The 19,153-nt window shown below is 66.4% G+C and carries 21 protein-coding genes, 1 tRNA gene and 1 other annotated feature; of the genes, 12 read left to right on the plus strand and 10 right to left on the minus strand.

What is annotated here, in order from left to right:
• Positions 1-27: 27 nt before the first annotated feature.
• Both LPC08_RS00315 and LPC08_RS00320 read left to right on the plus strand, forming a co-directional pair.
• Positions 28-882 (plus strand): alpha/beta fold hydrolase, encoded by an 855-nt coding sequence (locus tag LPC08_RS00315; RefSeq protein ID WP_072492847.1) that lies wholly within the window; start codon positions 28-30, stop codon positions 880-882.
• Between the two features lie 2 nt (positions 883-884).
• On the plus strand, positions 885-1,370 hold the full coding sequence (locus tag LPC08_RS00320) for a peptide-methionine (S)-S-oxide reductase (RefSeq protein ID WP_027297108.1): 486 nt from the start codon (positions 885-887) through the stop codon (positions 1,368-1,370).
• A gap of 36 nt (positions 1,371-1,406) precedes the next feature.
• On the opposite strand, the gene LPC08_RS00325 is transcribed toward LPC08_RS00320, so the two are convergent.
• Complete coding sequence (locus LPC08_RS00325; RefSeq protein ID WP_072492846.1) at positions 1,407-3,197, minus strand: hypothetical protein; 1,791 nt, start codon at positions 3,195-3,197, stop codon at positions 1,407-1,409.
• A gap of 305 nt (positions 3,198-3,502) precedes the next feature.
• A tRNA-Arg gene (locus tag LPC08_RS00330) sits at positions 3,503-3,579 on the minus strand.
• Between the two features lie 305 nt (positions 3,580-3,884).
• Here LPC08_RS00330 and LPC08_RS00335 point away from each other — a divergent pair.
• On the plus strand, positions 3,885-5,195 hold the full coding sequence (locus LPC08_RS00335) for a site-specific integrase (RefSeq protein ID WP_230450759.1): 1,311 nt from the start codon (positions 3,885-3,887) through the stop codon (positions 5,193-5,195).
• Positions 5,196-5,214: 19 nt separating this feature from the next.
• Here the strand turns inward: LPC08_RS00335 and LPC08_RS00340 are convergent, their stop codons facing one another.
• The 5 genes from LPC08_RS00340 to LPC08_RS00355 all read right to left on the minus strand — a co-directional run bounded on the left by LPC08_RS00340 (position 5,215) and on the right by LPC08_RS00355 (position 8,741).
• Positions 5,215-6,183 (minus strand): DUF2971 domain-containing protein, encoded by a 969-nt coding sequence (locus LPC08_RS00340; RefSeq protein ID WP_230450760.1) that lies wholly within the window; start codon positions 6,181-6,183, stop codon positions 5,215-5,217.
• Positions 6,184-6,285: 102 nt separating this feature from the next.
• Entirely contained in the window at positions 6,286-7,614 is a 1,329-nt protein-coding gene (locus LPC08_RS00345) for an IS1182 family transposase (protein ID WP_230450761.1), read from the minus strand.
• Between the two features lie 422 nt (positions 7,615-8,036).
• Positions 8,037-8,255, minus strand: coding sequence for a DUF2283 domain-containing protein (locus tag LPC08_RS00350; RefSeq protein ID WP_230450762.1), 219 nt, complete (start codon positions 8,253-8,255; stop codon positions 8,037-8,039).
• Positions 8,252-8,494 carry a DUF4258 domain-containing protein gene (locus tag LPC08_RS26270; protein ID WP_441295848.1) on the minus strand — a complete coding sequence of 81 codons (243 nt, stop codon included), beginning with the start codon at positions 8,492-8,494 and terminating at the stop codon, positions 8,252-8,254. The genes LPC08_RS00350 and LPC08_RS26270 overlap by 4 nt, the downstream gene beginning before the upstream one ends.
• A 4-nt stretch (positions 8,495-8,498) precedes the next feature.
• Positions 8,499-8,741, minus strand: a complete 243-nt coding sequence (locus LPC08_RS00355; protein ID WP_230450763.1) for a helix-turn-helix domain-containing protein — start codon at positions 8,739-8,741, stop codon at positions 8,499-8,501.
• A gap of 194 nt (positions 8,742-8,935) precedes the next feature.
• Here LPC08_RS00355 and LPC08_RS00360 point away from each other — a divergent pair, with 194 nt between their 5' ends.
• The 4 genes from LPC08_RS00360 (at position 8,936) to LPC08_RS00375 (ending at position 11,410) form a co-directional block, all read left to right on the plus strand.
• Positions 8,936-9,184 (plus strand): hypothetical protein, encoded by a 249-nt coding sequence (locus LPC08_RS00360; RefSeq protein WP_230450764.1) that lies wholly within the window; start codon positions 8,936-8,938, stop codon positions 9,182-9,184.
• A gap of 147 nt (positions 9,185-9,331) precedes the next feature.
• Positions 9,332-9,568 (plus strand): hypothetical protein, encoded by a 237-nt coding sequence (locus LPC08_RS00365; RefSeq protein ID WP_230450765.1) that lies wholly within the window; start codon positions 9,332-9,334, stop codon positions 9,566-9,568.
• An 86-nt stretch (positions 9,569-9,654) separates the two neighbouring features.
• Positions 9,655-10,889 (plus strand): IS3 family transposase gene (locus LPC08_RS00370; RefSeq protein WP_230449651.1). Its coding sequence is split into 2 segments (ribosomal slippage): positions 9,655-9,949 and positions 9,949-10,889, totalling 1,236 coding nucleotides; the frame shifts between segments, so codons are not numbered across the junction.
• Positions 9,942-10,058: a sequence feature (AL1L pseudoknot), on the plus strand. Its footprint overlaps the gene before it by 117 nt.
• A 257-nt stretch (positions 10,890-11,146) precedes the next feature.
• Positions 11,147-11,410: a hypothetical protein gene (locus LPC08_RS00375; RefSeq protein ID WP_230450766.1), complete on the plus strand. Its 264-nt coding sequence runs from the start codon at positions 11,147-11,149 to the stop codon at positions 11,408-11,410.
• A gap of 626 nt (positions 11,411-12,036) precedes the next feature.
• On the opposite strand, the gene LPC08_RS26140 is transcribed toward LPC08_RS00375, so the two are convergent.
• Complete coding sequence (locus tag LPC08_RS26140; RefSeq protein WP_304622050.1) at positions 12,037-12,630, minus strand: hypothetical protein; 594 nt, start codon at positions 12,628-12,630, stop codon at positions 12,037-12,039.
• A 212-nt stretch (positions 12,631-12,842) separates the two neighbouring features.
• Here LPC08_RS26140 and LPC08_RS00385 point away from each other — a divergent pair, with 212 nt between their 5' ends.
• From LPC08_RS00385 to LPC08_RS00400, 4 genes are all read left to right on the plus strand, one after another.
• Entirely contained in the window at positions 12,843-13,451 is a 609-nt protein-coding gene (locus tag LPC08_RS00385) for a Uma2 family endonuclease (RefSeq protein ID WP_230450767.1), read from the plus strand.
• A gap of 1,444 nt (positions 13,452-14,895) precedes the next feature.
• Positions 14,896-15,057 (plus strand): hypothetical protein, encoded by a 162-nt coding sequence (locus tag LPC08_RS00390; RefSeq protein ID WP_230450768.1) that lies wholly within the window; start codon positions 14,896-14,898, stop codon positions 15,055-15,057.
• A gap of 187 nt (positions 15,058-15,244) precedes the next feature.
• Positions 15,245-15,484, plus strand: a complete 240-nt coding sequence (locus tag LPC08_RS00395) for a hypothetical protein (protein WP_230450769.1) — start codon at positions 15,245-15,247, stop codon at positions 15,482-15,484.
• A gap of 1 nt (position 15,485) precedes the next feature.
• On the plus strand, positions 15,486-15,839 hold the full coding sequence (locus LPC08_RS00400; RefSeq protein ID WP_230450770.1) for a type II toxin-antitoxin system PemK/MazF family toxin: 354 nt from the start codon (positions 15,486-15,488) through the stop codon (positions 15,837-15,839).
• A gap of 18 nt (positions 15,840-15,857) precedes the next feature.
• On the opposite strand, the gene LPC08_RS00405 is transcribed toward LPC08_RS00400, so the two are convergent.
• Together LPC08_RS00405 and LPC08_RS00410 are read right to left on the minus strand one after the other, a co-directional pair.
• Positions 15,858-16,460, minus strand: coding sequence for a hypothetical protein (locus LPC08_RS00405; RefSeq protein WP_230450771.1), 603 nt, complete (start codon positions 16,458-16,460; stop codon positions 15,858-15,860).
• Positions 16,457-17,623, minus strand: a complete 1,167-nt coding sequence (locus tag LPC08_RS00410) for a hypothetical protein (protein ID WP_230450772.1) — start codon at positions 17,621-17,623, stop codon at positions 16,457-16,459. Before LPC08_RS00410 ends, LPC08_RS00405 begins: the two co-directional genes overlap by 4 nt.
• A 247-nt stretch (positions 17,624-17,870) precedes the next feature.
• On the opposite strand from LPC08_RS00410, the gene LPC08_RS26145 reads away from it, so the two are divergent.
• Positions 17,871-19,136 carry a toprim domain-containing protein gene (locus tag LPC08_RS26145; protein ID WP_304622051.1) on the plus strand — a complete coding sequence of 422 codons (1,266 nt, stop codon included), beginning with the start codon at positions 17,871-17,873 and terminating at the stop codon, positions 19,134-19,136.
• The last annotated feature ends 17 nt before the right edge of the window (positions 19,137-19,153 follow it).

Below are 19,153 nucleotides of genomic sequence, written 5' to 3' on the forward strand. Positions count from 1 at the left end.
CTGCTGCTCAACGGATCGGATCGTTTCATGGCGCCTAACGATGTGCAGACCCAGTTCCTTCAGACAGAGGGCGGTAGGATAGCCTTCGACGATACGGGTGGAACCGGACCTCTCGTCGTAGGCATCCCAGGAATGGGAGACCTGCGCTCCGAGTATCGGCTCATCAAGCCCATGCTGCAGCATGCGGGATGCCGAGTGGTGACGATGGACGTCCGCGGATTCGGCCAATCGTCGCCGGAGTGGTCGGATTACTCCGCGCGAGCGGTCGGCCGTGACGCCGTCGCCATCCTCCGACAGTTGGCTGACGGGCCAGCCGTGATCATGGGCAACTCGTTCGCAGCCGGCTCCGCGCTTTGGGCTGCCAAGGAAGCTCCTAGTCACGTCAACGGGGTGGTGCTGCTCGGTCCGATCGTTCGCGATCTTCCCTTCACGACGATCCAGAAACTTGTCCTTGGGCTCGGATTCGCGGGGCCATGGCGAACCTGGTTCTGGACCACTTACTGGAGCAGCCTATTCCCGACGAAACCGGCGCCGGATCATGCTGAGGTAAAAGCGGCGATTGCTGCAAACCTCAGGGAGCCAAAGCGCATGCAGGCTCTCTTGACGATGCTCTCATTGTCGAAGTCCGACACCGCAGCGATCTTGGACGAGATCTCTGTGCCGAGCCTCATCGTCATGGGCACAAAGGATCCCGACTTCACGGACCCTGTCGAAGAAGCCCGAAGCTTGGCTTCGAGGCTCCATGCCGAAACCATGATTGTCGAGGGCGCTGGGCACTACCCTCATGTCGAAATGGCGAACGATGTCGGACAGCGGATCATCGCGTTCGTCCGCCAGCTCGATAAGTCTGGCCCGGCCGTTGTGCCTTTGCGCAGGAGCTAAGTATGGCACAGGTGGGCTTTGGAGGAGGTTGCCACTGGTGCACCGAGGGCGTTTTCCAAGCGTTGCGCGGCGTCACGCAGGTCCACCAGGGCTTTCTACAATCGGCCGCCCCGGCGGACACCTGGGCCGAGGGGGTGATTGTAACGTTCGAACCCTCCGTTATCGGACTGGAGACACTGTCCGAGGTGCACCTGCGCACACACTCCGCCACTCGTGCGCGCTCGGTTCAAAACAAGTACCGAAGCGCGATCTATATCTTCGACGAGATTCAGCGAGCCGAAGCCGATGAGGCGATACGCGGATACGCTGCGGAGACCGGCAAGCCGGTCCACACCCTCGTCCTACCATTCGCGGGCTTCAAAGCTTCGGACGAGCGATATCAGAACTATTATCGCACCGACCCGAACAGGCCTTTTTGTCGGCGATACATCGATCCCAAGCTCGACTTCATCCGCGAGCATTTTTCGGAGAACGCGCTAGAGCGTTAGTCGTACATGTGGAGTAACGCCGGAGTATCTCCGACGTTAGTCAGAACGCACTTCTCCCGGTTGCCCCTCATCCGACTCCGGTCGGTGGCTGGCAGTCGACGCTGCTCCAATAAACTCCGCCTCGCCGAGCACGAAGCGACCGAGATTCAGTACAGGGTCCTCACCGCGTTCGATCGCCTGTTCGAACTCGATCAGGGGAGCAAGTCCGGGAACAGTCTCGACCGCACGACCGAGCTCACCCAGCGCCTTAGTTTTGCTGCCCTCGTGCAAGAGCCGGTCTGCGAGCAGGATGTGGAGAGCCGCATCAACTCGCATCGGAAGAGGGGCGGGTTTGTTGCCTAACCGCTCTTTCCAGCGGGCGTCGGAAAGCAACTGCATATCTTCGGTCGACCATTCAATCGGCCGTCCGAGCACCATTCCGATTGCGAAGCTCACCATGCTCGGTTCCGCCAAGTCGGCCTCAAACCGCTTGGCGAGCTTCGGCTTGAGCCTGCGACGACGGTCCGGGGGAGCGACCGTGTTCCAGACCGTCATGATCCCGGCCATCGCAAGGCGATCCTCTCGTTTGGAAAGGCCGAGCGCCGTGCCCTCGATGGATTCTAGAACAGGGCTCATATCGACAAGACCCGTCTCGCTACGCTTTGATAGCCCCTCGATCAGATATGTTAGCATTCCATCGAAATACTCGGCAGCGGTATCACGATTGAACCCCTCGGCCCGTCCGATCCAATATTGCGCTGCCCAGCGGCCCGGCATGATTCCGGGTAGTGCTGAGCGGTAGTTGAATGTCGAATCGACACCTTGAGGAGCACGCTCAACGAAGCGCCGCACCACATGACGGCTCAGGCGTGACAGTCCTTCCAAACTTAGGACAATGCCGGTGTCTAGCAATGCCGTATCGGCACGATCGCCTGCCATCCAAACCTCCCGAGCCAAGCGCTCCAAAGCGTGAACGGTTCGCGAGCGGATAGAATAGGCTTGGCGCAGCGCGTTTGGGAGCTCGGTAGTCTTGATTGGTCGGATCGCGCCAACAGCTTCGTTCCGATAGAAGGAGGGCTCAACGTGATCTAGCACAAAGGCGACGAACTGCCGCTGAAGACCATGATGCTCATTTGCAAGCACGGCGCTCTCGATCCGCGCGCGGACAACGTCGTCAAGTCCTTGGGTGGCTGCGTCTATCCGATGTCGTTTCGACGGATCGTAGTCCTCCCAGACAGCGGGTTCGCTTTCGGACGCTTGGCCGAGTGATTCTAGAGCCGCCACCATCAATGTATATGCTAATGCGGCGTCTTCATCGACGATAAGCGTCGCATCGACGATCTGGCGTATGGCCCTGATGACCGCCTCGTAGCTCTTGCGCTGTAGCCCGAGGAGTGAGCGCGTGAAGCGTTCAAGGTCCGCTACACCCTCGTCCGTGAGGATAACCGTTGCGTCGAAGGTCTGGCGCAATAGGCTCGCGGGACCGCGGCGATTTCTTTCCTCGCCTTGTTGAGCAGAAATCAGCCGGCGCGCCATGTCATGGTCGCGGACGCAAGTGGCTTTGGTACAGAAGGCGACTACTGCGGCAACCTCGTCGAGCAACTGGTCGCCACTGGTGGCGGCGAGGACTTCAAGCGTCCCGGAGGGGCTCTGGGCTTCCAGCTGCTCTCGCGCTTCGACCGTGAAGGTGCGCGGACCATCAAATGTCGTCGAAGGCAGCAGCCTCCCAAAAACGAAGGTCAGTGTCTGCTCACGAAAGGCGCGCAGGTTTGTATAAAAAATACCCCGGTGTAGCGTGTCCGTGAGCGGTACCGGCCGGAAATACATGCCTTGCACGATCTGTAGCATTGGCTAGCCCCCCTTCGCGCTAGCTTGATCAGGAACAGCGCTACGCTCCCTGCTAGATCAATCAACAGTGCGGCATCTGAGCACCCCTTTGAATGTCGGCGTCCGACAATAGCTGTCGGATGCCAAAACACTCGTGAACGGCGAGAAGTCGCAGGTAAGTTCTGCCATTACGCGTGCCGCTTGCGAGCGATGCTGGTCAAGTCCCGCAGGGCTTGGAGGTATTCGCAGCGTCACAACGGCGCCATCAGCTCCGCCCAGTTCCTCATGAAGGAGCCTGAAAGCGATCGTACTGTCTGTCTGAGAGATGGCGCACCCATCAGGATTCGAACCTGAGACCTCTACCTTCGGAGGGTAGCGCTCTATCCAGCTGAGCTATGGGTGCCTGTTGCTTACGCAGTGCTTACGCGGAAAACCTGTAGGGTGGAAGCCTCAACGGTAACTCCCGCAAACCTTTGTAAACAATCTCCTTTTCTACGTCTCTCACAAACCAGCAGCCCTTGACCTCTGCCTTCGGAGGGCAAAGGATAGCGTTCTGATAGGCTCTCTCAGCTTCTCACGAACCAATCAAGCTTCTGAAATTACTCAACTAATGTTCTCGCGGCTTCTCGCAGACCCTTTTAGCTTCCCGCCATCTTGCTACCTTGGTGTTACCTTGGAAGCCAAGGTAACAGCGCGGGGTACGGGGCGATGGCGGAACCCAACAAGCGAGCGAAAATCGGGAAGAAGCACGTCGCGGACCTACCCGAGAGCAGCGTTCTATTCGATGGCGGGCCTGGATCGGTGCCCGGCTTCCACATCCGCCGCCAGTCAGGCGACGTGGTGAGCTTCTGTCTCCTCTATCGGAATGAGGGGCACCGCCAGCGGCGCTACACAATCGGCAAGGCGGGGGCTCCATGGACCCCGGAGACGGCGCGGGAGAAGGCTCGCATCCTGCTGGGAGAGATCACCAAGGGACAGGACCCCGCTGCGGAGCGCCGGGCCTCCCGCGAGGCCGCCACCGTGGCGGACCTCTGCGACGCCTATCTGGAAGCCGCCGAAGCGGGGACCCTTCTGACCGCCAGAGGCAAGGCGAAGAAGGCTTCGACCCTCACAACCGACCGAAGCCGCATCACAGCCCATATCAAGCCGCTGATCGGCTCCTTGAAGGTGCGGGCCGTCACCACGCAGGACTGTCGCAGCTTCATGGCGGGGGTGATGCAGGGCAAGGCCGCCAAGCGTGTCGCCACCGGCAAGGCGCGGGGACTGTCCAATGTGCGGGGAGGGAAAGGGGCTGCCGCCCGCACAATGGGCCTTCTCGGAGCAATCTTCACCTTTGCCGTGCAGCAGGACCATCGGGCCGATAACCCCGTGACCGGCATCACCCGCCCCGCCGATGGCGTCCGTTATCGTCGCCTGTCCGGAGAGGAATACGCGGCGTTCGCTGTAGGGCTGAAAGCAGTGGCTACCCCGCGCTCCCGGCAGGATGGCAAGCAAGGTTCCTCCATGTGGCCTTACGCGGTGGCGGCTGCCCGTTTCCTGGCGCTGACCGGCTGGCGCATGGGAGAGGCCCTGGCGCTGCGATGGGGCGACGTTGACACGATCACCCGGACGGCTTGGCTACCTGATTCGAAGACAGGCCGCTCCATGCGTCCGCTTTCCCGCGCCGCCACTGACCTACTTCGCGATCTCGGGGGAGGATCGTCGGGCGCGCTGGTGTTCCCCCCGGAGCGGGGTGACAGACTGATGGCGGGATTCCCCAAGATGCTAGAGCGCATCATGAAGGAAGCTAAGTTGGAAGGCGTGACAGCCCATGTCCTCCGTCACTCCTTCGCTAGTGTCGCGGGGGACCTCGGCATGTCCGAACTCACCATCGGGAGCCTGATCGGTCACAAGGGCGTCAGCGTGACGGCGAAGTATGTGCATCACGCTGACGCCGTGCTTCTGGCTGCTGCGGATCAGGTGGCGGACGCCATCATGGAGCAGATGGACGGGTTGCAAGTTAGTTCTGATGCTGACTGAACTTTGGGTGGAGCAATATTCATAATGACTGAAATGGAATGGGTGACATATCGACGGTTACGCGATCTTCGTAACCTGAGGAAAGTAGTAAATCTTGGACACTAATTAATGAGACTTCTTTATGGCGGGAGGGGCCAACTCGAATGTGATTTATGGGCAGAATATTGCATTCCCGCTGATCCGGTGGCGGAAACCGCAACGGAAAATGCCTTGCCATCATAGAGCGTCGTTGCCGAAAAACCAATTGCGAGCGATCTTCTGATCTAAGGCGATGCACAAAGCGCCATTCGTTCTCTCCATAGAAAGATGGATGTTTTACTACAGGACCAAGTTGAGTGATAGCATTGACCCATATTGGAAGAAATGCTTCGGCCCAGTCTCTTGGCGAGACGCCAGGGCGAATATCAAGCCCATTCTGAAAATAAGTTTCGGTATGAAGCGCCACACGATCAGCTAAATGTCTGTGTTGTTCATGATCGTATGACATTTTATAGATAACCTTTGGATCGTGTAAAAAACCTTGCAGTAGCCAACTGGGCTCAAAGCCTATCGCGTATCCACCCTCGCCCCCGCCGTATCCGCGCCATTGAGACAGATCATCACCATTCTCAGTAAAGCAAGCGACAAAAAACGGGCTGATAATTGAGCTGCTGACTTTTGATGGGGTGTCGATAACTGTGTGTAGAACTGATTTTGGTGATTGCGGGTAGTGCTGGCTCGCGCGCATTTTTAGCGATTGCAGTAATAAATTGCTGGCGTAATTTAGCTCTGCGCTGTCATTCAAGCACGAAATATGCGTTGAAAACAATGAGCCGGACTGGACGATTCCTATCAAACCCTCGCCACTAGTGTAATGCCATAGGGTTTTGGGAAGGGTTGTGGCAAAAGGTTTCAACTCTGATGCGACAAATTCCCAGTATCTTTCTATTTCCTCCGAGGAAGGAAATATTTCGGGCCGCACATGAGGCGAGGCAGTCAGATCGTTCAACGACAAATCCTTCTAGCTAGGAGCCCGTCTCGGTAACCACTTTTCGGGCTGACATTGTGGAACGTTGAGCGGCGCCCGTGGTGCGCCAGCTTGCAGCGCGGGTCATCCTGTTGGTGCCTTGGCGAGCTTGGTGAGGTTGTGGGCGGTGCAGACCAACGCCCACTCGTGTTTTACCTTCTCGAGGCCGCGGAGGAGGAGTTGTCGGAACCCTCGTGCTTGCTTGATCTGTCCAAAGACGGGTTCGACGACCTGCTTGCGTAACCGGTAGCGGCTGCGCCGGCCGGCACGCCTGAGCCGCTGCCGCATGGCTGAAACCAGTGGGCCTCTGCGACGGTCCTCGCCGCCATCGGGGTGCTTGGCGCGACCGGTGGCGACGTAGCCGCGGATCTTGCGCCGGTCGAGGTCGGCCAGGTTGGCCTCCGAGCAATAGCCGCTGTCGGCGGAGACCTCGGTGGGCGTGACGCCGGTGTTGGCCGTGACCGCGTCGAGCAGCGGTCCCAAGGCGTCCTGGTCGGAGGCGTTGTTGGTCAGGTGATGCGCCACGATCACCTGTGCCGTCGCGTCCACCGCGGCCCCAGCGTTGTAGGCCTGCACGAAGCCGTCGCGACCCTTCATGATCCGGCTCTCCGGATCGGTGAAGTTGCGCTGTGCCGTGGGCCTGGGCTCGCAAGGCGGATGCTTCGGCTTGCGTCCGCGACGCCCACGCGGCGAGCCGTCGGCCTTCGTTCCCGGATCCGGCTGGGAGGCCGCAGCAGCAAGCGCCTCGGCCTCCAACTCCGCCTTCGCAGCACGGATCCGCTCCAGGCGGTGCCTCTTGTCGCGCATCCAGTCCGGCATCTCGTCGCCGCGCCGCTCGTCCCCGAGAGTGGCGTCTTCTTCGGCGTCGGCTCCCTCCGCCTGCGCCAGCCATCCCTCGACCTCGGCCGCCAGTTCGGCCTCGGCCGGGCTCATCCGGGCGTAGCTCATCGCCTTGTGCTTGGAGGCATTGGCCCGCAGCTTGGTGCCGTCCACCGCGACATGGCCAAGGCCGACCAGGCCGGCGCGTCGGCACAAGGTGAGCACCTGCACGAAGAGCGCAGCCAGTGCCGGCAGGTGACGCCGGCGGAACTCGCTGATGGTGCGGAAGTCCGGCCTGTTCAGCGCCGTTACTGCCTGGAAGTCGAGCCGTTCCTCGCAGGCGCGCGCGATCCGCCGCGACGAATAGACGCCTCGGCTGTAGGCGTAGAGCAGCAGCGCCACCATCATCGCCGGGTGGTACGGCGGATAGCCACGGGGCTCCGTGTAGGCCGAAAGAATGGCCGAGAGATCGAGTTCCTCCGCCACGATGTCGCGGACCAGATGCGCTGGATGCCCCTGGGGCACGAACTCCTGCACCGAGGGCGGCAGCAGCCAGACCTCGTCCACCTTCCAGGGCCGAAAGCTCTTCGTCATGCCGGCGAGCGAATCACCACCCAACCCACCTGTCGAGCCTATTCAGCCGTTACCGGGACACGCTCCTAGGCGGGAATAAATCCGTGCCGTCTGTATATTTTTAAAAATAATCGTAAATTTGTTTGAATGATGATATCGAGGGAGTGGAGATTTAATAATCTTGCCGCTTACCCTTTAAGGTGAGATATCGGGTTTTGGCCGAGGGATTGGCCTATTCGACGAGATGGGTTTCCAGCCTATCCCTGATCCAGCGCAATCCGCCTCCAAGGCGATCCACCTTCCGGGATAGAGAGGCGGACCCCTCTTCCAGCCGGCCAACCAATTCCTTCAACTCCTGCATGTCCTGCCGAAGCTGTTTGGCATCGTCAGCCAGCAAGTGGCCATCGCGATTAGCTGGTCATCCAAACTAGTAGGCATCCAGGCTACTTCGCAGCTTGGGCAGGTATGCCGCCAGCCGGCAGGCGCGCACTGGCATCCAAAACCTCCATGCCAAGTAGCTTTCCCTCTGCATCGAAGTCCAAGAACACTCCGGGCGCGACCTCTCGGGTTTCCGCCACCGCGCCAGGGGCGATAGGGGCAAGGGAGACATAGAGGGCATCCGCCGCCGGATCGTAGGTGGTTCGGTTCGGTTCGGCGTTCATGGCGTCTTGTGTCCTCGGTCGAGGAAGGCGGTTATCACCACGATATCGGGACCGTCCGCCCGATGCACCACCCGCAACGCCCGCCCCCCTGCCGCTGCCAGCGCGCGCCAGGTCCGAAGCAGGCCGCCGCCGCGAGGGTCGGGTTCCGTCGCATCCGGCGCTGACAGAGCCTCCCGCATCCACGCTTCTGGGATGCCCCGCCGCTCCATGAATTCCAGAGCGTGCGATGTCGAAGGGATAGCGTCAAGGCTGGCCCTTCTTCAGCCGCAGCCCGGCACCACCCCCGTTCTCGGGGATGAAGATCACCCCGGCTGCCTCTAAGGCACCCTGGATCGCGGCGAGGTTGTTCGGCACGGGGACGGACCTCCCCGCCTCATAGTTGCGGACGGTGGAGGGTCCGACATTCGCCTCCTTCGCCAGCCGTTCAATCGACCAATCGACCAGCCCTCGGGCTGCCCGACATGTTGCAGGGGTGATGGCGCTCATGCCTCATCTTACCACTTGCACGAAAATCGTCCACGATAACGTTTTTCGTTTCTCTTCCTTCGCTGTCGCTGTATAACGATTTTCGTTATGATGGAGCGGGCGATGAAGGCCAAAGGACTGATCGGCTGCCGAGACTTTCGGGCCGCCATGCACGAGACCTGCGTGCCCTGGCACATCGCCCCGAAGCCACCGCTATGGAGAGGATCACCCGCCATCGCGCCAACGCAGCGCATCACCTGACGATAGCCCGTTCGGACATGGCACGGGTCTACGCCATCGTACGCCGCTATAGCGGGGATCGCCGTTGGGGCCGTGTTGACCAGAACCCCGAGGCCCGTCCTGTGCTGGCGGAACTCCGTCGCCGCCTGCGCCATGCCCGCACAGAACTCCGGGCGGCGGAAGCCCTGGAAGACCTGCTGACGCAGCTTCGCGAGGCGGCCTGACCGGACCCCGCCAGCCCCCGGCGGGATATCCGGGGGCACCATCTCCTTGCGTTGTCATGAAAAGCACCCGGCTGCACAGTTTCCGGGAGAATGACCGCGAGGCCCGACCGTCAATCTGACGCGCGGGACCACCGAAGAGGACGACCGATGATCGGACGACCGCTGCCCAACACCATCACCCATTCCGGGATCAACTGGACCCTCATCCCTGGGGCGGTGGCGGGGAACGTCATCGCGGAGGTTCCCGAAGGCGGGATCGGGGTGCTTCTGCGCCTCTCCACGGATCAGGCGGCCAGCCCCCTGGCGCTGAGCCTCCATCTCGCCAGCGCCCTGGAAGAGCAGCGCCACAACCTGACCGCCAATGGCGTTCCGCTCGCCGCCTGAGAACCCACCATGACAGGGTATGGCAAGAAGAAGGGGTGAACCGCGCCGGGTTTGGCGGAGGCTCCAACCGTTGAGAGGATGGAGCGATGACGGCGAAGAAGACGGCGGCGAGCTACTCGCCTGAGGTTCGGGAGCGGTCGGTGCGGCTGGTGCTGGACGGCGCCGGGGAGCATGGCTCGCAATGGGCGGCGATTGGCTCGATCGCGGCGAAGATCGGCTGCACGGCGGAGACGCTGCGTCGCTGGGTCCGGCAGGCCGAGCGTGACCGCGGCAAGCGTGCCGGGCCCACGAGCGAGGATCGGGATCGCATCAAGGCGCTGGAGCGGGAGAACCGCGAGCTGCGCCAGGCGAACGAGATCCTGCGCAAGGCATCAGCGTATTTTGCCCTGGCGGAGCTCGACCGCCGGTCGAAGCCATGATCGCCTTCATCGACGATCATCGGGGCGTGTACGGGGTCGAGTCGATCTGCCGGGTTCTGCCGATCGCCCCGTCCACCTACCACGCCCATGCCGCGCGCCGCGCCGATCCCACTCTGGGCTCGGCCAGGTCGCAGCGGGACAGCATGCTGCGGGCGGAGGTGCGGCGGGTCCACGCCGAGAACTTCGGCGTCTACGGCGTGCGGAAGGTCTGGCGCCAGCTCGGCCGCGAGGGGACGTCGGTCGCCCGCTGCACGGTGGCGCGGCTGATGCGCCAGATGGGCCTGCGCGGCGTGGTGCGTGGCAAGGAGACCAGGACGACGGTGCCCGACAAGGGCGCGCCATGCCCGGCCGACCGGGTAAACCGGCAGTTCCTGGCGCCGCGGCCGAACCTGCTCTGGGTGTCGGACTTCACCTACGTCGCGACCTGGCAGGGCTTCGTCTACGTCGCCTTCGTCATCGACACCTTCGCGCGGCGGATCGTCGGCTGGCGGGTGTCGCGCACCTCCCATGCTGGCTTCGTCCTGGATGCCCTGGAGCAGGCGCTGCATGACCGGCGGCCTGTCCAGGGCATGGGGCTGATCCATCACAGCGATCGCGGGGTCCAATACGTGTCTATCCGCTACACCGAGCGCCTGGCGGAAGCGGGCATCGAGCCGTCGGTCGGCAGCGTCGGCGACAGCTACGACAACGCGCTGGCCGAGAGCGTCATCGGCCTGTTCAAGACCGAGGTCATTCGGCGCCGCGGCCCGTGGCGCAGCCTGGAGGGCGTCGAGTTCGCCACCCTCGAATGGGTGGACTGGTTCAACAACCGCCGCCTCCTCGAGCCGATCGGAAACATCCCGCCCGCCGAGGCGGAGGCGCGCTACTATGCCGCCCAGGAGGCCATAGCCCTGGCGGCCTGACTCACGCCAAACAGCCTCCGCCAAACCCGGCGCGGTTCAGCCGGCGCTCCCGCCGCCGAGCGTCCCGCCCGCGGCCGTGCCCGGGGTGGCCAAGCCCCCGCCCCCGTCGGGGCGACCGCCGGCGACCTGGGCGACGACGTGCCGTTCTGAGCGGCCCGACCAGGTGCCCTACGGGCACCCGGCGGCCGTCCTCCCCTTCCATCCCCTCCTTGCCCGGGCGGCTCCGCAGCCGCGCCGGCCCACGAGGATTCCAGCCCATGCCGAACGTCCTGACGCGTCCGCCCGCGCTCACCACCATCGTCTTCGAGGACATTCACGAGGAGGGCATCATCGGCAGCTACGGACGCTGCCACCTCCTGACCACCTGCCATCCATACCGCTTCGTCTCTCGCCAAGCGGCCGGCCGCTTCGCGACGGTTCTGTGCGAACGCGGTCATTGCGACGGCTTCCGCCTCCACACCCCGGGCTTCGTGCCGCCGAAGCCGCTGCACACCTTCGACGACAGCGAGATCCCCTTCTGATGCTGCGCCAGTACCACGCCCCGCGCCGCCTCGGCGGTGACAACCCCCTCGGCGTCGGCACAGTCGCCATCGGCGCCGTCTTCTACCTCCAGGACGATGGCCACTGGCACGACCGCACCCGCGGCGGCGCCATCTGCCGCGCCCCTGGATCGTCGAGGCCTTCCTCAACGGCGAGTACCACGCCGCCCGGCACGATCCCGCCACCGGGCGCTGGCTCGGCCTCGCGGTCGCCAACCGCACCGACCTCGCCCTGGTCCGCTCGCTGCGCGACGGCCGCCGCGCCACGGTCGCGATCCGCACCCTGCAGTTGTACGACAACGAGGGGCTCGCCTGGCCCGACAATCCACGGCCCCGTCTGCCCGCGCTCCTGCCGCACCACGCCTGATCGCCGCACGGCCAGTCGCCGCCGGCGTCACCTAGACCCTCGGAGGACCCCATGTCGACCGCACCCCATCACGGGCAGCCCGACCCGCTTGCCGTCACCAGCTGTCTCGCCTCCGTCCTGGGCGAGCACGCCGAGGCACCACGCCTGACCCCTACCGAGCGCAGGTCCCTCCTGCGCGGCGCCGTTGCCGCCGACCGCCAGGCCGAGTTCTGGCTTGCCGGCTGCCGCCAGGTGGCAGTCCTCAGCCCCCAGGCCGACCCGTGGCGCTGACCTTCACGGTCGCCTGCTGCACCGGCTGCGCCCAGGACAGGTCGTCCACCGCCTGCGCCGGCCAGGGCCGCCACGCCTCGCCTCGGCGCGCCAAGCCCACTACCGTCGCCGCCGCCGAGGCCTGCACAGACAGCTCGTAGGCCTCCAGCAGCAGCCGCGCCGCCTCGCCGCTCATTTCGTCCGCCCGGCGCCGCAGCACCTCCATCCCGCTGTCACCGCGATGCTGCGACAGCTCCACCACCCGCGCCTGCGCCGCCTCGGCCGCCGCCCAGGCCTCGTCCGACACCTGCCGCGCCGCCGTCGCCCGGTTGGTATAGTCCGCGAGCAGATCCCTCAGCGCGGCCTCCCGGCGGGCGCCACGCTCCGGCGGGACACTCGCCTCCACATGCGCCGTGACTGCCGCCTCCGTCTGCTCCCGCAGCGCGCGCCACGGCGTCTCCAGCTGGAACGCCTCCGCCACCTGCAGCACCACCCGCACGTCCGGCACCGTCGCGTGCGCGGCGTCTTCCTGTGCCGGTAGCGCCCGCAGCAGCGGGAAGCGCACCACCTTCGCATCGTGGGTCATCGTTCCCACTCCTCTGCTCACGGAGAGGAGTCTAAGCCCGAACGGACATTTCATCCAACATATACTATTGTTATTGCTGTATAATTTCTGCGGATGGGCGTTGGAGGAAGCCCGTGCTGCCCTCGCGGACGCCTCGTCGGCTTTCGCCGGCGGCTTCATCTCCCCACATCCTTCCGAGATGACCGATGCCTCCCCGTGCTAGGAAGCAGGCCATGAGCCAAGCCCGCCACCGCAAGCCCAGCATGACCCTCACCGAGTTCCTCGCCTGGGAGGAGCAGCAGCTCGTCCGCTATGAGTTCGACGGCTTCCAGCCCGTCGCCATGACCGGCGGAACCGCCGCGCACGCCCGCATCCAGCGGAACCTTTCCACCGCACTCGACACCAGATTGCGGGGCTCCCCCTGCGAGTTCCTCGGCAGCGACATCAAGGTCCTGACGGCGCGGACCTGTCGCTATCCGGACGGCATGGTCACCTGCACCAGGGCCGGCGACAGCGACACGGCGGCCCCGGCACCGGTCATTCTCTTCGAGGTGCTCAGCCGCAGCACCGCCGACGACGACTTCGGCGCGAAGAACATCGAGTACATGAATCTGCCCTCCGTCCGGCGCTACGTCCTCATCGATCAGAAGCACGTCCACGCCACCGTCTTCTCGCGCATCGACGGGCAATGGCAGGGCCGCGTTCTCACCGATGGCGATACCCTCGATCTCCCAGAGGTTGGCGTGGAGCTTCCCCTGCGCGAGCTCTATCGCGGCCTGGACCTGACAGCCGAGGCAGCAGAGGAACCAGGCGCCTCCGCCAGGATCGATGAGATGAACTGAGCTGGAGGTCGGCGGATGGAGCCCGTCCAGCGCATGCCCTACAAGTCCTTCTGCGATACGTCTGCCGATGAGCCGGAGCTCCGTCTCAACCGCTATGTCTCCTTCGATCCGTTCGGGCACGACTGCAAAGAGTGCAACGCCTGGGGCGGCTTCGGCTTCGTGAGCGACACCAACCCAGCCCGTCCAGGTGTTTGGTACTGCGGCAGACATCGTCAAGTCGGCCAGGAGCGCCTCCCCGCTGCGCGGGGACCGGGTGCTACTCGGCCACTGCGCGGCCTCCCAGAGCCCACTGCGTGGTCTCTGCCCTGCGGGTGACGTCCCCTGGCGCAGCTCGTGGCAGCCACCTTCGCCAGATCCCGGCCGAGGCACCCATGGCCAGCGTCGCCGGTCGGCCACTCGACCCACCCCCCTGAAGGGGGTGGGCACGGGCAAGCAGCCTGGCGCGCCGTCTTGGCGGCAAGTCTGAGGCCCGCCAACGGCTGCCGTCAAAGGGTGGGTCCTCGCCGTGCTCGCCGTCCTCGGCTTCGCCTGCGGGCTGCTCCGCGCGGCTCCGGTCCCGGCCTTCGGCCGCCTTTGACGCCATCCGCCGCCGAACCTCCAAGGCATTCGCAGGACGGGACGAAGAAAAGCCAACCTCCTTCCCCTCTCCTGGCCGACACTGGGCCTCGCCGGCCCAGACCCGCAGGACGAACACAGAAAAGATCGGGAAGAAAGCAGGTAATCAAGCAGATTTATCAATTAAATCAGCGATTTAACCGCGTTTTCCTGTTGAGTGTGTTGGTGGACCAGGTAATATCCAGATGCGGCCAACGAGGACCGCAACAACAAGTCGCCCCCGCCCGGACTGGTACTCCGAACGGGGGCTGACCCAAGACAGGATGCTTCAGATCATGTCTCAGGCTTCGCAGAACATCGCTTCCGCCAACGACGAGAACAAGGGCGCCGCCGCCGAGACCGCCATGGGCCGCGTCATGACCGCTACCCGCGCCACCAAGCCGCGCACCGCTGGTAAGCCCTCCGGCAAGGCCGCCACGACGCAACTGCCGCAGGCTCCCGCTCGCCGCCCCCAGGGCACCCGCCAGGGCATCACCCTCGTCGACGCTGGCCGTCAGGCCCCCACCCACGATATGATGAGCAAGCTCTACCGCCTCTTCGGCCTCGACCCGGTAGACGTGGACGGGATCGCCACCTCGACCGAAACCAGCCTCGTCCAGCAGTCCGAGGACCTGCGCCCCGCCCTCAGCGACAAGGCGATGGAGATGCATTTCCAGCGCATCGTCGGCGCCTATGTCGGCAGCGCCTACGGGGCCGCCCAGTTCTTCGACAGTAAGCGCGCCATCGCCCGCGACATGGCCAGCAAGCTGAACAGCGACCGCGACGAGGACCGGGACGGGCCGAGCGGTTTCGAGAGCCGCGTCGAGCGTGCCAGATCTTCGCCGCCGAGATGGCCCGACAGAGCTACGCCACCCTGGCCGCTGCAGAGGGGGCCGTCCGCGCCTACGAGACGATCACCGGCAACGCCTGGAAGCCCTACGTCGCCAGCACCCCGGAAAGCCAGAGCGTCGGCCGTCAGGCCGCCCAGGCCCGCGCCTCCGCCTTCGACTGATCCTCCCAGCGGGGGCTCCCAAGGCCCCCGCCTCTCCGCCACCCGCGGCCAGGGGGGCCTCGCCCCCCTGGCCCCCCATCGCTCCCCGGCCTCTCACCGTCTGCCCAGCTCTACCCCGGCTATCCGGAATACTGGCGGTCACTACGCAGACCCACTACGTTCTCGCTTTGCCGTCGCTGAGGCTCGCATGGGCGCCCCCATTTCCATCCGCCTGGACGAGGATGTCCGCCAGACCCTGGAGGGAGAGGCGCGGGCCCAGGGCCTGCCTCTGGCCACCCTGCTGCGCCAGATCGCGGCCGACGCGGCCCGGCAGGTCCGCCGCACCCGCATCCGCGCCGGCAGCGAGGCGGTCGGCCGCCACGTCGCCGCCTCGCCGGACGCCCAGGACTTCCTGGCGGATCTGGGCCGGCCGGTGGACGCCGCCTGACGTGTCCGAGTTCCGGGCCGGGCACATCGTCATCGCCGACTGGCGCGACGCCCAGCCACGGGAGGCCAACAAGCGGCGCCCGGCCGTGGTGGTGCAGGATGACGGGCTGTTCGGCCCCGGCTACCCGGCCGTGATCCTGGTGCCGATCACCGAGGATGCGGGCCTGGCCATCCCTGACCTCTCCGTCCGGCTGGAGCCCACGGCGGAGAACGGCTGCAGCAAGCCGAGCTTCGCCGTCTCGCACTTCGTGACCACCACCTCGGTGCGGCGGGTGCAGGCGACGCCATCGCGCATCACGCCGGAGCAACTCGCCACGATCCGGGCGCAGATCGCGCTTGCCCTCGGGATCGGCTGACTCCCGCTCGGGCCGTCGTCAGGACCGCGCTCCTCCGGGCGCCGCGGTGGCAGGGGCATCGTCCAGCCACAGCGGCACGGCACAGGCGCGCCGACCGCTGGTCTCCGTCCACACCGCGCGCCCCTCGCAGCGCGCCAGCAGGCCCACGAGGTCGTTGCGGCGGATGGCCTCGGCCCAGGCGGTGGCGGAGGCGGAGCCGTCCGACAGCGCGGCGCGGATCACGCCCGAGGCCGCACGCACCTCCGCCGCTTCCGTGGCGCGGCCCCACCGGTAGCCGCCACCGAGCGCCCCGAGCAGCAGCACCGCGGCGCCGAGGCCCGACAGCACCGCCAGCCGGCGGGACTGCACCCCGGCCAGGCGCACCACATCGGCCCGGCACGCCTGCACGAGCTGGCGCGCCAGCTCCGCCCGCGCCTTGGCATCCAGCGGCTGGCGGGTGGCCTCGACCTGCTCCAGCACCTCGCCCAGGGCACCAAGGCTGGTGGAGAACGCCTCCAGCACCGGGGCCAGCGGATCGCCCTCCAGCCCGGCCTTGACCGTCGCCTGCTCCAGGTCGAGCCGGGCGCGGCTGATGGCCGCGCGCGGGTCGGGCGGTGACGCGGCGCCCGCCGCCCCGCTCACGGCAGCCAGGAGCGGAGGGGCGAGAGGGCGGCCGCCATCTCCGCCATCCACTTGCGTACGCGCGAGCGGTTGAACGGCCCCAGCACCGCCCCGGGCTGCCCTTCCGGCGCCTGGCCGTCGCGCGCCTGGGCAAAGCGCAGCCGCTTGCCCTCGATCTCGGCAGCGACCCCGGCATCCAGCCGCGGCATCCAGATCGGCGCCGCGCCGCGTTCGATGGCGGCGCGGAAGGCGCTGTGGCGGCAGCGCCGGGAGGCGAACGCCGGGGATGCCGGCTTCTCGATCAGCGTCACGGCGCCGACGAACGCCGACGCCCGCGCCGTGGCCCTGGCGCTGCGCGAGGAGCGTCGGGCGATGGCGAGCTGGGGGCGGACGTGGTCAGCCTCCGCGCGACCGACCAGGCCGGCGTCGCCTACAACCTCACCCTGGCGCCGGGCGACCGGGTGCGGCTGTTCGACCGCCTGAACGCCCGCTTTCTCGACGGCGGCCGGGGCAACATCGGCAACAACGGCAGCGTGCTCGAGGTCCGCGGGGTGAACGCGGCGGGGATCGTGCTGCGGACGGCCGCGGGCCGCGACGGGGCGGTGTCGTGGGAGAGCCTGGCGGACAAGAAGACCGGCCGCACGCGGCTGGCGCCGGGCGACGTGCTGACCATCGACGCGGCGCAGGGGATCACCAGCCGCGAGCACATCAACGCCATGCCGGCGGGCTCGGCGGGGGTGCAGGGCTTCAAGGGCTACACGGCCGAGAGCCGGCACAGGGATTCCGCCTTCCTTGTCACCTCGGATGGGGCCGAGCGCCGGGAGGTGATGGGGCGCCGCGCCCTGGGCGACGCCCGACCGGTGGGCGCGGGCGACGTGTGGGAGAACGTGGCGCGGAACCTGGCGCGCCAGCCGGCGAAGGCATCGGCGCTCGACTTCATGGACCGCGCCCGCGACCTCGGACGCACGGCGGCGCACGCCATGCAGGCCGGGTTCCGCCGGGCCGAGGCGCGGGAGCTGGCCGGGGAGCCGCGGGCGACGCTGGGGGCGCAACTCCGCGATCGACGCGACGGCCGGGCGGTGGGTCAGGCGGTGGAGCGGCTGCGGCAGGCGCTCGAGGCCCGCTGGCAGGCGGTGCGCGAGCTGGTCGACCGGCTGCGGCGGGCCGGCGGGACCGTTCTGCACGACCGCGGGCGTGAGGACGGGCGGCCGACCGAGGGCGAGGCCAGGGCGGTGCGCGACCGGGCGGCGGACAACCAGGCGCGCAGCCGGGCGTCAGCCGAGCGGCACCGGGCGCCGCGGCCGAGGCAGGCCGGCCCAGCACAGCCGGTGGACGCGGCGGCCTACTGGCGGCGGACGGCGGTGGGAGCCGAGAGAGCACCGCGGCCGAGCGTGCGGCGGACGGCGCAGCGCAAGCGCGAGGAGGGTGGTGGTGGCGGATCGCCTGGCACTGGCCCTGGACGAGCGCGGGGCGGTGCTGGCGGGGATGGGGCAGGGCAGGGGCCAGAGGGACGTCCGAGCGGCCCAGGGGCCTCGCCAGGGCCGCGACGGGGCACAGGCGTCCGCACGCCCCGTGCAGCCTACCCAGGCGGTTCCTGCGCCCGCTCAGGCCGTTCCCGCGCCGGCCGCGCGAGCGGGCGCCGCTCCGGGACGGCGCAGGGCGCCGCGCTTCACCGAGGCCGACGCCGCGGCGGACTTCGCCGCGGCCCTGCACCGGGCGGGGCTGCGCGTGGCCGGGCCAGTGGAGATGGACGGACGGATGCACCGGGTTCCCGTGGAGGGGGACCGGAAGGGGCAGAAGTCGGGCACCTACATCGGGCATCTGGACGGCTGGCCGGCGGGCTACATCCGCAACCACAGGACCGGGACCGAGATCCGCTGGAAGGCCGAGCGGCCGGTCGCGCAGATGGCGCCGGCCGAGCGGGCGGCGTTCGCGGCCGAAGCAGCGGCCCGATCCGCGGAGCGGGCGCGGGAGCGCCACGACACCCAGGAGCGGGCGGCGAAGATGGCACACCGGCTGTGGGCGGCGGCGGCGCCGGCCAAGGATCATCCCTACCTCGCGGCCAAGGGGGTGCGGGCGCACGGGCTGCGGCAGGACCGGCGCGGCCGGCTGCTGGTGCCGGTGCGCGGGGTGGACGGCCGTCTCTGGGGCATCCAGCGGGTGGACGTGGACGGGTCCAAGCTGTTCCTGAAGGGCGCCAGGACCGAGGGCGGGCACGCGCTGATCGGCGACCGGCCGAAGCCGGGGGTGCCGTTGCTGGTGGCCGAGGGCTATGCCACGGGGGCGACGCTGCACGAGGCAACGGGCCTGCCGGTGGCCGTGGCCTTCAACGCCGGGAACCTGGCGGCCGTGGCGAAGGCATACCGGGCGGCCGATCCGTCGCGGCCCATCGTCATCGCCGGGGACAACGACCACCACTTGCCGAGACGGGCTGTGCCGCTGCCGAACGTGGGAAAGGAGAAGGCCGAGGCTGCCGCTATCGCAGTGAGAGGCGTTGCCGTCCTGCCGTCCTTTCTTCCAACCGACCGCGGTAGCGATTGGAATGACGTGGCGCGGCACCAGAGACATCAGCCCGTTGCCGCTGCCGTGCGAACCGCGCTGGAGCATCTACAAAAGATGGTAGCAGAAAAAGTAGAGTTCACGATCGCCAAGAGCACAAAGATGCAGCGAGATTGTCGCTCCAGGGTGAAAATGTGAAGCCAAGCGACCTCGAA

Source organism: Roseomonas sp. OT10 (genome assembly GCF_020991085.1).
GTDB classification, from domain to species: Bacteria; Pseudomonadota; Alphaproteobacteria; order Acetobacterales; family Acetobacteraceae; genus Roseomonas; species Roseomonas cutis.